Here is a 14,431-nt window from a genome sequence, read left to right on the forward strand (position 1 = left end):
CATTCGAAGCCAAAGCCGAATTGCTCAGTCCACCACTGTTCGATGTTTCCATGTTTCCTAATTCGTTTAAATGCGCGACATTCTGGGTCAGGAACACAAAATAGGGCTTTCCTGTTAACGCGGTTGGCCAATGACATTTCCGCCTTGAGCCAGAATATGTCCACGTAAATTTGCAACGGTACCACCTTGTCCGATAAAATCATCAACGATGACGTATGCGTTTCCGGGCTGGATTGTTCCTTCAAATACAGCCTGCCTTGCAAGTCGAGAAAATTCTGATGCCCCAGTGTGATTTACCACATTGGCTTGAACAACCAGGCGCTCTATTTCCCATTCTAAACTGTAAGACAGAATATCAGCCATAATCTCTGGTATTGCATTTACCCCTATCGCCTCTTCCGCGTGCACACTAATCAGTATGGGTGATTCGGAACCGGAACCGAAATGCTCTAGCATTGACAGCACAACTTGATCATCAAGTGTTTCAAGCACTAATTCCGCTGCTGACTCGACATCCCCTGTCTTTGCTGCCAAATAGGCTGGATGCTTTTTCACAGTTTCTTCGCTGGCATGAATGAAGACATCTGGGAATCCATCCCAAGCAAACCTGAAAGGTTTCACCATACTATTGCCATCGTTGTAATCTTTCGTATTACCTGCGAGGCAGTAACTATCGCTAGTTACTCTACGATATACCGCCAAAGAGGCGAGTATATCAATCATTCATTTTTTGCTGACATGCACCAAAAGCAAAAAAATGATGTTGGAAAAGAAGGTTTAGGGAAGGTTTGCACCTTACTTATGGCATTCTTCAATTTCAGCTCTAATGTTGGCCTATTTCGTTGGCTCCACTTACTTGCCACGCTGTTGACGCACGTAGTGCGTGGTCATTGTCGGCGTTACGCGACCAAGTTGATCTTGCGCAGCGGAAATGCCGCCGCTCTCTTCTTTGTCGGTCCCTGCATTGGCACGAAGATCGCGGAACTGAAACCCTTTTATCTTTTCCGCAAGAGCGGGTAGGTGACGATAGCCATTTCTCTTGCCCGGCCAAATGCACCTCATAATTTTCCTGCGCTCATGGGATAACCGTGTTTATTGTTGAGTAAATTAAGGTTGGTCACTTTACAGTTATCCAATAAAAAAAGGGTCACAAGCCGCAGCCCGTAACCCTTTGATTTTCCAACCTAGCGCCAGAGAGAAAAGTTAAATCGTTCAACCAATGGATTTTTTACGTAAATGGCATGTCATTATCAAAGGATTAATTTTAGAGCAGGCTGAAATCGACTTTGTTCCCGAGCAATCAGGTTTTCGTATGATAAAAGGTTGATTGGTGTTGATGCGCGTAACGTTACGCACTACAATAGCGTATGATTAAGACATTCCAGCACAAGGGCTTGAAGGCCTTTTTCGAAACCGGGAGCATGGCTTGCATTCAAGCGACGCACGCCCCGCGACTGGCCGCCATGCTGCGCCGTCTGAATGAATTGCCCGATGCGTCAGGTATGAATTTGCCGGGCTGGGGATTGCACCCATTACGAGGCGACCTTAAGGGCCATTTTTCGGTAAAGGTTAACGCAAACTGGCGCATGACATTCAAGTTTGATGGGACGGACGCCGTACTGGTCGATTATCAAGACTATCACTGAGGAGAATTTACTATGGCACGCATGTTTAATCCGCCACATCCCGGACTAACTTTACGCGATGACGTATTACCGGCGCTGGGTTTGTCGGTGACTGAGGCCGCGCAACAACTCGACGTAAACCGCGTCTCACTCTCCCGCGTGCTCAATGGGCGCGCTGCAATTTCGCCAGAGATGGCCTTACGTATTGAGGCATGGCTTGGAGTGGACCGTGGTGGTGATGCCCGCATATGGCTGGCAGAACAAAGCGCCTATGACATGTGGCAAGCTGAGCAGCGGTTTAAGGCTGTACCGATGCATGTTCAGCCTGCACCGGCGATAAGCATGCCTGACGCCGCCTGACGGTAGGCAAACAGTTTAAAGCGCCCGACTATCCTGAAAGAGAGAAAAACAGTGAGCCTTCAGCAGCCCGTCTGGTGTCCCACTTTATGAAGACTGACACCAGAAGGGGTGTGAATGGAACTTCCAACAAGTGCGTCTGTAAGCGCGGTGCCTTAGCCGAAAAACTATGGCATGTTGTTGGGCGGCTTAGGGCTGATAGGCCTTATGGTTCGTCGTGGCGAGTTCTCATAGATCTCAGCCTAGAATGGTAACGTCATGTTTCAAAATATACGCCCCGTAAGGGGCTTTTTCACGCCTAGCGCTACGACGTTGAAAAATAGGGGTAGATTAAAAGAGTAACGAATGTTAATTCAGCCACTTTGTTAGAAAAACTCCTGCGGCTGCGGCTATAAGTGCCACAAATATTGCGCTTATAATTTTCTTAAAATAATTTCCCCGGTCCATTTTCTCCGTTACGGACATCTTTCCAGCGATGTTGTCTATGGCTACGAAGTTACTGATATTTGTTACTATCGCCATTTTTTCTTCACTCGTCTTATTTTCTTTTAGAGTAACGTCGTTTGAGTCTTTTATTTCGAACATAGCCATATCATAATTTCTTTATTTTGCAAAGCGTAGTCGCAGCAAGATAACGAGTGGTTTTAAGTTTAAATTGTGATCTAACGATTTAAAGTGATTATTTCCAAGAGCTTTCAATCCATTAACTCTAGCTGCTTGTACAGGAAGACGCACATTTCTGAAATTGTTGTCGGCTATAGTTGCTCCCTCTACATTTTCTAACTGTATTCCAATGTCGGCTCCAATTATGGTTACGTCATTTACTTTAACATTTAGGCAGTGACTGAAGCAAATCGCTGACGACATTTCTTCTCCTTAATATTTACATAATGGAAATCCGTTGATTCTACTCATAATTTTGTTTTGTTAAGCAATTCATTAGGAGGATCAGGGGGGCAATTGTTGGCATGGACACGAGTCCTCTGTGATTAGGCGAAGTCGTTGCAGTTTGCGGAGCAAGTTGTTAAATGCGTAGCATGAATTAAAAAAGGGTTACAGGAATAATCCTGTAACCCTTTGATTTTCCTACCTAATTCTGGTGGCCCCCCGCAGAGTCGAACTGCGCACCAACGGATTATGAGTCCGCTGCTCTAACCAAGCATGAGCTAGGGGGCCATTTCCTGCATAAACAAATTTTGCCGCCGATGTTTTATGGCAACACAGTTATGTAAGTGGATCAGCATTGTAGAAGAAATTGGCCCTTGAAAGCAACTATTGTCGTAGTTTGCTTCGCAAGAGCCTTAATGCAGGCCCGTTAAAGAATATTAGTTTCCCTCAAGGAAACTTTTTAGCTTGTCGGAGCGTGATGGATGACGCAGTTTGCGCAATGCCTTGGCTTCTATTTGGCGTATGCGCTCGCGCGTTACGTCAAACTGTTTGCCGACTTCTTCTAAGGTGTGATCTGTTGACATTTCGATACCGAAACGCATGCGCAGCACTTTGGCTTCGCGCGGTGTCAGTGAGTCAAGGATGTCTTTGACCACGCCGCGCATTGATGCGTGCAGCGCAGCGTCGGCAGGTGCCAGCGTGTTGTTATCCTCGATAAAGTCGCCTAAATGGGAGTCGTCGTCGTCACCGATCGGCGTTTCCATTGAAATTGGCTCTTTGGCGATCTTCATGATCTTGCGGATCTTGTCTTCTGGCATTTCCATCTTGATCGCCAAGGTTGCCGGATCTGGTTCTGCGCCGGTTTCCTGCAAAATCTGACGAGAAATACGGTTCATTTTGTTGATCGTTTCGATCATGTGAACCGGAATTCGGATGGTGCGCGCCTGGTCGGCGATCGAACGTGTGATAGCCTGACGTATCCACCATGTGGCGTACGTCGAGAATTTATAGCCGCGACGGTATTCAAACTTGTCGACTGCCTTCATCAGGCCAATATTGCCTTCCTGAATCAGATCCAAAAATTGCAGACCGCGATTGGTGTATTTCTTCGCGATAGAAATGACCAGACGCAGGTTGGCCTCGGTCATCTCACGCTTGGCCATACGCGCTTTTTTCTCTCCTGCACCCATCTTTTTGTTGATACCGCGCAGATCAGGCAACGGCAATACGACGCGCGCTTGCAGGTCTATCAGACGTTGCTGCAGTTCTTTGACGGCAGGAACGTTACGGCTCAGTACAACACTGTAAGGATGGTTGCCGTTAACTTCGCCATCGACCCAGTCAAGATTGGTTTCGTTGCCAGGGAATACTTTGATGAAGTGCAGACGTGGCATGTCGCATTTATTGACTGCAACGTCCAGAATTTGACGCTCAATCTTGCGGACCTCATCTACCTGACCACGCAACGTATCGCACAATTTCTCAACAACTTTAGCAGTGAAGCGAATCCCGAGCAGTTCATTCGAGATGATTTCTTGCGCTTTGGTGTAGGATTTTGAGCTGTAGCCTTCTTTTTCAAAGGCTTTACGCATTTTGTCGAATTGGGTCGAGATTGTTTCGAACTTGACCAGCGCATCGCGTTTTAATTGCTCAAGCTGCTCCGCCGAGAATCCTGCAGCACCGGAGTTGCTGTTGGCTTCTTCCTCTTCCGCTTCTTCTTCCTCTTCTTCTTCTTCGTCCTCTTCGCTGTCGTCTTCCGACGCGGCTGCGACGCTGGTATTTACCGCTTCGTCAGTGGCGTTCAAGTCGACTAAACCGTCAACTATTTCGTCGATCTTGATTTCGTCTTTGGAGATTCTCTCTGCGGCAAGGATGATCTCGGCGATCGTTGTTGGGCATGCCGAAATTGCCTGAATCATGTCTTTCAGGCCATCTTCGATGCGTTTGGCGATTTCGATTTCGCCTTCGCGAGTGAGCAACTCAACCGAACCCATTTCACGCATGTACATGCGGACCGGGTCAGTGGTACGACCAAAGTCGGAGTCAACGGTGGAGAGGGCGGCTTCGGCCGCTGCTTCTGCCTCATCATCGCTGGTGACGGTCGCGACGTTATCGGACAAGAGCAACGTTTCTGCATCGGGTGCATGTTCGGACACGGCGATACCCATGTCGCTGAACGTGCCGATGATGCCTTCGATCGCTTCTGGATCGATGATATTTTCGGGCAAGTGATCGTTGATTTCAGAATAGGTCAGGAAGCCACGTTCCTTACCCATTTTAATCAGTGTCTTGAGCTTTTGACGACGTGCTTCGAGTTCTTCTTCGGATGCTTCCGTGTCAGAAGAGAATGCGTCTTTGAGCAAGGCTTTTTCTTTGGCTTTACGATCTTTGGCCTTGGCCTTGTCGACAGCTTTTAGTTCGGCGCGCTCAACCGCGTTCAACGCAGCGATTTCGTCATTCTCTGGCTGAAATTCTTTCGGCTTGCGACCACGCCGACCTGGCACTTTAACCGAAGGCAAAATGTAGCTGGAGGTATCGATCGCTGCAAGAGTCGCGGCATCGGTAGTCTGGCTGACGCCGGACCCGATCATCACGCTCATGTCCTTGGGGACCACTACTTCAGCAGCGATATTTTTAGGCGACTTGACGACTTTGAGTAAAGGTTTCTTGTTTGTCACAGGGGCTTTCGATTTCACAGATACTGGCTTCGCAACAGTACTTGATGCACTTTTTTTCGTGGGCGTTGCAGCCGCCTTGGAAACTGCCTTGGGAGCAGCGTTGACGGCTACTTTAGGCGCTAATTTTGTAGTACCGGGCCTGATAACATTCGGGCTCGGCGTTTTTCCTGCCGTTTTACTAAGCGACTGGATAGCGGTCGTTTCGGTGGGCTGGACAGTTGAAGAGTGTGCGGACAATTTCGTCGCCGTCGGCTTCACTTTTTTGGTTGAACTTGTCTGGGGTTTCGCGGGTTTCTTCATTGCGGTCGCCATGGAATCATTTACCAAACTGGTTACACTACACTACACTGCGCGATGCTCTATGATGCCTTGCTTGGTTCCAGTCAACATTCAACTTATACGCATCTGTCAGCTTCAAATAAGTTGCTATTGAATTTCCCGTAGGCAACCTGCGCATTATCTTTTAACTTTGGTTTAACTTTTTCTTAATCCCTTAAAGCGGTTTCAAAACGCTTCGTCTTTATAGATCCGTGTCTGCTATTATCCGCTAAGACACTGAATACAAAGCCTTCTAGTATAACATATGGTGGGTCAGTTCTCCATTTCAAGAGTAACTTCACGTCATTAGAGTTTTGATGGTTTTTGGTGCATAACGTTCCATCCAGCGTATCGGGGGCAGTGGGCTAGCATCGCTAGCGTTGCGCCATTTCTGCTTCGGCCTGCCTTCTTAGGTATTCTTGTTGCGATATGAGCTCGCGATAACGATTGCGGGCGTCATCGGTGCCCATCCCGGTGGCTGCCAGTTGGGCTAACTCTACCTTCAGGCTTTCCATTTTGGTCTTGCGTATAGCGTCGGTTAATTCCATTCTGGCAGTCTCAATGTCCGACTCTGCCTGCGCGGCAATTTCGGCAATTAAAGATTCAAACTCTGCGCCACCTTCTCTTAAATGCTCTGCCAGTGAGGCAAAATTGGCTTGCGCACCCATGGTTCGGCTGGCTTCAATCAATTGCGCCAACATTTCCGCACGGTCCGGGGCAAAATTAGCCACTGCCGCCAATGCCGCGTCATCGAGCTCGGAGGTCAATGACGGATGCGCCACCATCAATCGAATAATCTGCCTTTCAATCCCCACCGGGGCAGGGCGATTACCGCGCGGTGGTGCTAAACGGGCACGGGCAATCGGCTTAACCAGTTCAAATAACGATTCGATTTCTGCTGCGGTTGACTGCGTTAATTGTGCAAGACCCCGGACAATCTGGAGTCGTAACGACGATGGCGGCATGATTTGCAGCAACGGCTTGGCATCGAACTGTGCCCGTGCGCGCCCCTCGGATGTGTTCAAATCCGCTTCAGCGGTGACCTCGTTGAGCAAAAATTGGGATAAAGGCATGGCGTCATGAATCTGGCGTTCAAATGCTTCTGCACCAAGTTCGCGCACAAAACTGTCGGGGTCGTGCTCTTTGGGCAAAAATAAAAATTTGATGATCTTATTGTCGCCAGCATGCGGCAGGCAGGCGTCCAGTGCGCGTCGCGCTGCCCGACGACCAGCGCCATCGCCGTCGAAACTAAAGATGACCTGATCGGTTTGACGCAGCAATTTGTGAACATGGGTCGCCGTACAGGCAGTACCCAAAGTAGCGACCGCTTGCGGAAACCCTAGTTGCGCTAATGCCACAACGTCCATATATCCTTCTGTTACCAGCACATAACCGGCGTCACGAATCGCCTGTCGCGCCTCGAATAAGCCATATAACTCGTTACCCTTTTGAAATAAGGGTGTTTCTGGCGAATTCAAGTATTTAGGCTCGCCGTTACCCATGACCCGCCCCCCAAAGCCGATTACCTGACCTTTGGTATTGCGAATAGGAAACATGATCCGATCGCGAAAGCGGTCGTAGCGTTTGCGGTTGTTGCCCTCTTCATCGGTGCGGTCAATGACAAGGCCAGATTCAACCAGCGCTGTGGCTTCATAATCAGGAAAAACAGTGCGCAAGCTATCCCAGTTGTCGACTGAATAGCCTAGGCCGAACTTCGCGGCCACTTCGCCCGTGAGTCCGCGACTTTTTAAATAGGCGACTGCGTCGGGAGCATTGCGCAAGTTCTGGCGATAAAAGTCGCAGGCAATGGTCATTGCCTCGGACAAGGCCAGGCTTTGCGCCTGGTAGGCTGCGCGTTGTGCGGGCGGAATTTTGTCGTCGTTTTCAGGGACGACCATACCCACATTTTGAGCAAGATCTTTGACTGCTTCGACGAATCCGACTCCGGAATACTCGATCAAAAATCCAATCGCTGTCCCGTGTGCGCCACAGCCAAAGCAGTGATAAAACTGTTTGGTCGGACTGACGGTAAAACTAGGGGACTTTTCGTTATGAAACGGACACAAACCCATGAAGTTTGCGCCGCCCTTTTTCAGGGGTACATAGCGACCCACCACGTCGACAATGTCAACGCGGGTGAGTAGATCCTGGATAAAAGATTGTGGAATCACAATGTATTTGCTGAGCGGGTCAGTGGGTTATCGAAGTTGATCAGGGTCGATTATACCTTTGGCGCTAAGGCGACCTTTACCAATACGGACACTGCTGTGAGATCGGCGCGTCCTGCCAGTTTTGGCTTAAGAATGGCCATTACTTTGCCCATGTCTTGTGGTCCAAGAGCGCCACTTGCGCTAACTGCGGCAGTGATCTCTGCGTTAATTTCTGCGTCGGACAATCCTGCTGGCATGTAAGCCGTCAGAACGACTAGTTCTGCTTTTTCGATATCGGCGAGGTCCTGGCGATTTCCGGCTTCAAACTGCGTGATTGAATCTTTACGCTGTTTGATCATTTTTTCAATGATGGCGAGGACTTGCGTGTCGGTGACTGTAATCCGCTCATCGACTTCTTTTTGCTTGATTGCGGACGTGATCAGACGAATAGTGTTTAATTTCGCCGCTTCTTTGGCGCGCATTGCGCTCTTCATGTCTTCGGTTATTTGATCTTTAAGGCTCATGTGATTCTCCGTGATGAAGTCGATAGACTTTGTTTTAGAATCTGCCGCGTATCATGTCATGCCCACTGCGGTGCACGCTGTATGCATCTTCCGGGCGGCGGCGCTACGAGCGCTTGCCTTCAAGACGCTTGCTGCGACTCCGAAAAATGGATAAACAATGTCTAATGAGTAGCTTATTAAATAAAAAAGCTTAGAAATGGGAAAACCCGCTGCGGAACAACACCGGAGCGGGTTTGTAATTCTTATCTTTCACCGCAATAAGCGCGGCGTAGAATTAGTACAGCTTTTTCGGCAATTGCTGGCTGCGGATGCGTTTGTAATGACGCTTCACTGCAGCTGCTAGCTTACGCTTACGTTCAGCTGTCGGCTTCTCGTAAAACTCGCGCGCGCGCAACTCGGTCAACAGACCTGTTTTTTCGATGGTGCGCTTGAAGCGACGCATTGCGACTTCGAACGGCTCGTTTTCTTTAAGACGAATTGTGGTCATGTAAATTCAAACCATGGTTAAATTGGGAAGAGAGCGATTATAGCAGGCGAAAACAATAAAGGGAAGCTATCTGATTGGCCGAGATGAAATGTTGCGGCAAATGGATCACATTCATACTCAACCCACACAGATACCAATTACTTTACGCGGCTTTTCTCGCGTCGATCAGCCAGTAGGGCAAGCATCCCCCCAAGTATTGCACCCGTAAATATCCCCAGTGCAAGAAACAGCGACAGTTTAGGGAAGTACGCATTATTCGGCACGTAGATGTTATCAATCACAGAGGTCGGATAGGTGTTGGAGGACAACAAAATATCTGCTAATACTGTGCGCTCGACCGTCAAAATGTGGATTTGCTCATCTTGCTTGGCTAATAAATCTAGAGCGACCACATGAGGGGCAAATGGGCTTGCCGGAGACTCGCCAATTGTTTTTAGTGTTCCTTGCAAACGGCTACGTTGTGCTTTTGCCTCGTTTAGTTCTGCTGCGTTGGTCTGGGCTTGTGCATTAATGTTTTTAAGTGCCGGTGCCATACGCTGGTTGTGTGCAGCAATTAGCGACAATATGACGGCGTTCAGAAATTTCTTGCCCTCTTCACGTGAGTAGGCGGCAAGGCTGATTTCAACGAAATTGGTGTTTTTGACCACAGTCCCTTTGAGGGATTTACGAAACAACAAAATGCTTTTGTTTTCTTCGTCTTGTGTCGGTAGCCCCACTGATACCAGTGCCTTATCTTCAAGGTCGCGTTGATTCAACCGTTCAACGGTTTGCGCTGGTGGTTCGATTAATGCGATCTGAAACCCTTGCGTGTTGATTGGCATCTGGCCAATTTGCAGGATCGCGGTCGCGTGCCATTTTTTCGGGAAAATCGACCATAGTACAACTGCGCCTGCAATCCCAAGCAAAATGCAGATAGATACAATCATCCGATAGCGCTTAATAGTGCTCCAGATCTGGGCCAGGTCGATAAACTCAGCTTCCGGGATTTTGGCGGATGTCTGGGTTACGGCAGGCTCAGGCTTTAATAGGGTATTCGACATAAATGCGGATCCTTCACATGCGATAAGAGTAATAGCGTAAACGGTAGCGATAATAATGGCTACCAAAATGTTTTATTTTTGACATCAATTTAGAAGGACATGGCCGCAGCAGTGCCAGACGCCCATGCCCATTGAAAGTTGTAACCTCCGAGCCAGCCTGTGACGTCTACCGCTTCGCCGATAAAATGCAAACCCGGCACTTTATTGACCATCATGCTTTGCTGCGACAGTTCGCGGGTATCGACGCCACCAAGCGTTACTTCGGCTTTGCGATAGCCTTCTGAGCCGCTGGGTGCGATGGCCCATCGATTGATCGCGTCGCTTAAGGTACGCAAAACGCGATCAGGCGTATCAGCTACGCGTGCGGCTGGATCAATTCCGTTGGCTTCGAGAAGTCCGAGCGCCAGACGATTCGGTAGCCATTGGGAAAATAGATTACCGAAATTTTTCTTAATAGAAGTTTTGCCTTCAATTAATGTTTGCGCGATATCGATTTCTGGCAGTAAGTTTACGCTAAGTGGTTGGCCCGGCTGCCAAAAACTTGAAATCTGTAAAATGGCAGGGCCGGACAACCCCCTGTGAGTAAACAATAAATCTTCTTTGAAAAACCCACGCAATTTCTTCTCGCCAGCCTCCACCTCAACCGGCAAGGCAATTCCGGCTAACGGCAAGAATGGTTGCCAGCCAGCGGCATCGAAGGTCAGAGGGACTAATCCCGCCCGTGGCGCGATCATTTTGAGACCGAATTGTTGTGCAATACGGTAGGCAAAATCGGTCGCACCAATTTTTGGGATAGATAAACCGCCGGTGGCGATAACCACATTTTCGGCTATGACCTCACCCGCGTTGGTATCAATCCGGAACAAATTTCCTTCCTTGCCGACACTTGCCACGCTGCAAGGCATGCGCCATTGTACGTTACCCAGTTCGCACTCAGCCTTCAGCATGTTGATAATTTGCTCAGCGGAGTCATCGCAAAATAGCTGGCCTTTATGTTTTTCGTGAAAGCTAATTCGGTAGCGTTTGACCAAATTTATAAAGTCTTGAGGGCTGTAGCGTGACAACGCACTCTTACAGAAATGCGGATTTTGGGAAAGATAATGTTGTGGTGCGGCGGCTGCGTTCGTAAAGTTGCAGCGGCCGCCTCCTGAAATACGAATTTTTTCTGCTAGCTTGGTGGCGTGATCAATGAGGATGACTTTTTTGCCTCGTTGACCGGCTACCGCAGCGCACATCATGCCAGCGGCACCCGCGCCGATGACTGCGACATCAAATTGTTTGGCCATTACTGTTATGTTGGTTGGATAGAATAATTGTGAATCAAATCGTAGTTAAGAATCTTTAGGCATGCCCTTGCGAACATCTTTGCTAATACTTTTACGCACTGACGCCATAGTGAGGCATTTGGACCAGAGCAGTTGGCTAAATATGCATTGCGATGGCTCTAGGGAGAGACCAGCGCCGCGTAGCGGATGAATACCGGAGTGTAGTGAATAAACAGGCTTGGTATAAATGCTCAGACGTTATTGAAAATACGGCGGAGGTGCCTGCCCCATCCACAATTCTGAGGAGAGTCGCATCATGTCATTTAACGTGCCACGCTCGGCGAATGTTTTGCGCAACCATCCTGCATCGCTCAGGCGTTCGTTCGCTATGTTATTCAAACGTTTAAGGGATGTGCGTTCGGCGTCGTTCTGCGTATAGCGCTCCAGATCTTTTAGGTGCGTCAACAAATGGGAATGAATCGATTGTTTGGAAGAGCCGGCCACCGTATCGCCATGGATGGCATAGGAACCGTGCAAACCATAGCGACTTGCCTCAAAGCGATTGAATTGGTAGAGTAAATAAAAATCCTCACTGATGACAAAGGGGCGTTCCGTTAATATCCAGCGCGCCAGTAATTGCGCGTAACAGCCCAAATGTGCGGCGTGTTCGATGGTCAGCGGCGTGTCGCACACGCGAATTTCAACCGTGCCATATTCCGGCTTGGGACGGATATCCCAATAAAAATCTTTGATGCTGTCAACAATGCCCATTTGTAGCAGCTCATCATAATATTTCTCAAATTCCGCCCAGCGATGCGTAACCGGTGCGGTTCCTGATAACGGGAAGGCCCTGACCACGTTGCTACGTGAAGACTCAAACTGTGTGTCTGCGCCCTGATAAAACGGCGATGCGGCTGACAGTGCAATAAAATGCGGGACAAAGCGAGAAAAAGCATGTGTCAAATACATGGCATCATCGCCATTTGGAACGCCGATGTGGATATGCTGACCAAAGACCGTAAAAGACTTGGCTAAATAGCCATATTTTTCGTGCACGTGATTAAAGCGTTCGCTGGGCGTGATGCGTTGCTCGTTCCAATGCTGGAAGGGATGCACACCGCCACCGGAAATATCGATATTCAGATATTGCGCGCCCTTGTTGAGCGCAGCGCGCAGGACCTTGAGTTCTTCAATCAGCGTATCGACGCTGGTATGTATGTCGGAATTAAGCTCAATCATGCCCTGCGTCATTTCCAGCTTGATTTGTTTTTGTAAGTTGCGCGGCTCAATCCAGGTCAGCAGGTCAACTGCATCACTCGCCAGATTATAGTTACGGCGATTAACTAGTTGCAGCTCAAGTTCAATGCCCATCGTAAATGGTTTCGACGGGGTGAAAGGCAAAATTTCTAGGCTTGCCGGGGTGCCTTTAGTGTCGGATTCAGCCATGTAAATTCTCCATTGGCCATTGACGGCCAACCATTGTTTAATATGTCGCTAGGGGCACTAATTAGTTGTTATGTGGTTGAAAACCAATTTAAGTCAGTGTGCGGCGCAGTGTTAAGCGCAGTATTCAACGTAGTATTCATGCAGTATTCATGCAGTATTCAACTCTCTCGCCCACTTTCCCCTGATTTGATTAATGCAAATTGGGTCGCTATCGGGCCGAATAACTCAAGCACAATCAGGCAGCCAGCCAGCAGCGGCAGAACGTCTGCAGTGGTGTGAGGATATAGATAGGAAATTGTTTGCATTAAGCCCAGTCCCGCTTCGGTCATCGGCAAAGTGGCGAGAGTAATTAGCCCGGCTTGCTTCCATTTCATTTTAGCGAAATGGGCAAACGTGAACACACCGCAAGCCATTGCCACAAAGCGCGCGCCGATTAATACCGCTACCGAGGCGCCAACCATCGACAGGTCGGTCAGGCGGATTGAAGCACCCACGGTGACGAATAACATTACGATAAATAATTCGTTGGCGATACCGAATTCCAACTCCATCAAATCGTATTGATGGTCTAGATTTTTAGACATAATGGCGAAAGCCAGCATGGTTAGCAAAACCGGCAACTGAAACGCGTGGGCGGCACCGATGGCCAGCGAAATCACCGCGATGACCAAAACAAACTGCCGACTAGGCTGGCGTCCCAATAAGCGCGCCAAAGGAATCATCAAACGGTAAGTCACATAGGCCAACAGTATTGAGCCGATAAGTGAATAACCGGTATGCGCAAATAACGTAAAGAATGGGGTGGATCCTTCATGCGCAATGATCGGCAGTAAAGCGTACGCGACCAGAATGGCAACAAAGTTATTCAGTGCGGTCATTGCTGCGAGACGCCGCGTTACCTGTCCTTCAGCCTTCAGGTCCCTGAGCACCACGATGATGACCGCGGGCGCAGTAGCAATGGCGAGGACGCCGCCCAACATCGCGACGACAGTCGATGTGCCAATCCAGATAAGCGCGCTACTGACAAATGTAAAACATAGCGTCGCGCTCAGCAGGACAGTTGCCAGCAGCCATTTTTCGCGACGAAGCCAGCCTATATCAACGTAGCGGCCAAGTTGATATACCACCAGTGCAACCGCGATATCGGCAAAAATGCTGGCAAGTTTAAGAACATCTCCAGAGAGAAGATTTAGTCCGCCGACGCCAAGGATAAAGCCCACTACCAAATAGCCGGTAATGCGAGGAACCCACGAGGTTTTTGTTGCAATATAACCGCCCAGCAACCCGAATAGCAGCAAGCTGCCAAACAGCAACAGTGCATTCCACTGTATCGGGTCTGCTAAGGCAAAGGACGGTAGAGCCCAATCCATAGATACTCCCGTAGTTAATTTGACTTCTTTCGGCATCTGAGGCGTCTGGCGGACAGTGCAAACCGCAGCGCATCTGCACTGCTGCACTCCTTTACCTGCCGTTCACAGTCTTCATCCTCTGAAAAGCATCCCATTTGCTGCCGATCGTGCACCTGTACTGCGCGTTGTAACGACGCTCGCATCGGTTCAGAAAGAAGTCTGTTGTGTTGAACCTGCTGTCCCGCGGACGGTCATTGCCGTTGCCGCCTTAACGGTGGCACAAGAAGCAGATTTGAGAAGAAAA

At 49.0% G+C, this 14,431-nt stretch carries 15 protein-coding genes and 1 tRNA gene; 3 read left to right on the forward strand and 13 right to left on the reverse strand.

All coding sequences use genetic code 11. The features are described 5' to 3' along the window. Positions 1-114 precede the first annotated feature (114 nt). Together HAV38_RS01800 and HAV38_RS01805 are read right to left on the reverse strand one after the other, a co-directional pair. Positions 115-723, reverse strand: coding sequence for a phosphoribosyltransferase (locus tag HAV38_RS01800; protein ID WP_168051805.1), 609 nt, complete (start codon positions 721-723; stop codon positions 115-117). Between the two features lie 129 nt (positions 724-852). Next, entirely contained in the window at positions 853-1,062 is a 210-nt protein-coding gene (locus HAV38_RS01805; RefSeq protein WP_168051807.1) for a site-specific integrase, read from the reverse strand. A gap of 305 nt (positions 1,063-1,367) precedes the next feature. On the opposite strand from HAV38_RS01805, the gene HAV38_RS01810 reads away from it, so the two are divergent. Both HAV38_RS01810 and HAV38_RS01815 read left to right on the forward strand, forming a co-directional pair. Further along, positions 1,368-1,646 carry a type II toxin-antitoxin system RelE/ParE family toxin gene (locus HAV38_RS01810; RefSeq protein ID WP_168051809.1) on the forward strand — a complete coding sequence of 93 codons (279 nt, stop codon included), beginning with the start codon at positions 1,368-1,370 and terminating at the stop codon, positions 1,644-1,646. Positions 1,647-1,658: 12 nt separating this feature from the next. Beyond that, complete coding sequence (locus HAV38_RS01815) at positions 1,659-1,985, forward strand: HigA family addiction module antitoxin (protein WP_168051811.1); 327 nt, start codon at positions 1,659-1,661, stop codon at positions 1,983-1,985. Between the two features lie 345 nt (positions 1,986-2,330). On the opposite strand, the gene HAV38_RS01820 is transcribed toward HAV38_RS01815, so the two are convergent. The 4 genes from HAV38_RS01820 to rpoD all read right to left on the reverse strand — a co-directional run bounded on the left by HAV38_RS01820 (position 2,331) and on the right by rpoD (position 5,548). After that, the gene (locus tag HAV38_RS01820) at positions 2,331-2,573 is read right to left on the reverse strand and encodes a hypothetical protein (protein WP_168051813.1); all 243 of its coding nucleotides are present in this window, start codon (positions 2,571-2,573) and stop codon (positions 2,331-2,333) included. A gap of 12 nt (positions 2,574-2,585) precedes the next feature. Further along, on the reverse strand, positions 2,586-2,849 hold the full coding sequence (locus HAV38_RS01825) for a hypothetical protein (protein WP_168051815.1): 264 nt from the start codon (positions 2,847-2,849) through the stop codon (positions 2,586-2,588). Between the two features lie 230 nt (positions 2,850-3,079). Beyond that, positions 3,080-3,158 (reverse strand) — tRNA-Ile (locus tag HAV38_RS01830). Between the two features lie 149 nt (positions 3,159-3,307). Continuing rightward, complete coding sequence (gene rpoD / locus HAV38_RS01835; protein WP_375791676.1) at positions 3,308-5,548, reverse strand: RNA polymerase sigma factor RpoD; 2,241 nt, start codon at positions 5,546-5,548, stop codon at positions 3,308-3,310. On the opposite strand from rpoD, the gene HAV38_RS21770 reads away from it, so the two are divergent. After that, positions 5,523-5,981: a hypothetical protein gene (locus tag HAV38_RS21770; RefSeq protein WP_245182151.1), complete on the forward strand. Its 459-nt coding sequence runs from the start codon at positions 5,523-5,525 to the stop codon at positions 5,979-5,981. The genes rpoD and HAV38_RS21770 overlap by 26 nt on opposite strands. A gap of 259 nt (positions 5,982-6,240) precedes the next feature. On the opposite strand, the gene dnaG is transcribed toward HAV38_RS21770, so the two are convergent. The 7 genes from dnaG to HAV38_RS01870 form a co-directional block, all read right to left on the reverse strand. Beyond that, the gene (gene dnaG, locus HAV38_RS01840) at positions 6,241-8,037 is read right to left on the reverse strand and encodes a DNA primase (protein WP_168051819.1); all 1,797 of its coding nucleotides are present in this window, start codon (positions 8,035-8,037) and stop codon (positions 6,241-6,243) included. A gap of 50 nt (positions 8,038-8,087) precedes the next feature. Further along, the gene (locus tag HAV38_RS01845; protein ID WP_168051821.1) at positions 8,088-8,540 is read right to left on the reverse strand and encodes a GatB/YqeY domain-containing protein; all 453 of its coding nucleotides are present in this window, start codon (positions 8,538-8,540) and stop codon (positions 8,088-8,090) included. Positions 8,541-8,814: 274 nt separating this feature from the next. Then, complete coding sequence (gene rpsU / locus HAV38_RS01850) at positions 8,815-9,027, reverse strand: 30S ribosomal protein S21 (RefSeq protein ID WP_005665410.1); 213 nt, start codon at positions 9,025-9,027, stop codon at positions 8,815-8,817. Positions 9,028-9,164: 137 nt separating this feature from the next. Continuing rightward, positions 9,165-10,067, reverse strand: coding sequence for a Wzz/FepE/Etk N-terminal domain-containing protein (locus tag HAV38_RS01855; protein WP_168051823.1), 903 nt, complete (start codon positions 10,065-10,067; stop codon positions 9,165-9,167). 89 nt (positions 10,068-10,156) lie between these two features. Continuing rightward, positions 10,157-11,353 (reverse strand): BaiN/RdsA family NAD(P)/FAD-dependent oxidoreductase, encoded by a 1,197-nt coding sequence (locus HAV38_RS01860; RefSeq protein ID WP_168051825.1) that lies wholly within the window; start codon positions 11,351-11,353, stop codon positions 10,157-10,159. Between the two features lie 237 nt (positions 11,354-11,590). Continuing rightward, positions 11,591-12,778: a YbdK family carboxylate-amine ligase gene (locus HAV38_RS01865; RefSeq protein WP_168051827.1), complete on the reverse strand. Its 1,188-nt coding sequence runs from the start codon at positions 12,776-12,778 to the stop codon at positions 11,591-11,593. Positions 12,779-12,936: 158 nt separating this feature from the next. After that, positions 12,937-14,148 (reverse strand): cation:proton antiporter, encoded by a 1,212-nt coding sequence (locus HAV38_RS01870; protein ID WP_168051829.1) that lies wholly within the window; start codon positions 14,146-14,148, stop codon positions 12,937-12,939. Between the last annotated feature and the right edge of the window lie 283 nt (positions 14,149-14,431).

Source organism: Glaciimonas immobilis (genome assembly GCF_011947285.1).
Taxonomy (GTDB): domain Bacteria; phylum Pseudomonadota; class Gammaproteobacteria; order Burkholderiales; family Burkholderiaceae_D; genus Glaciimonas; species Glaciimonas immobilis.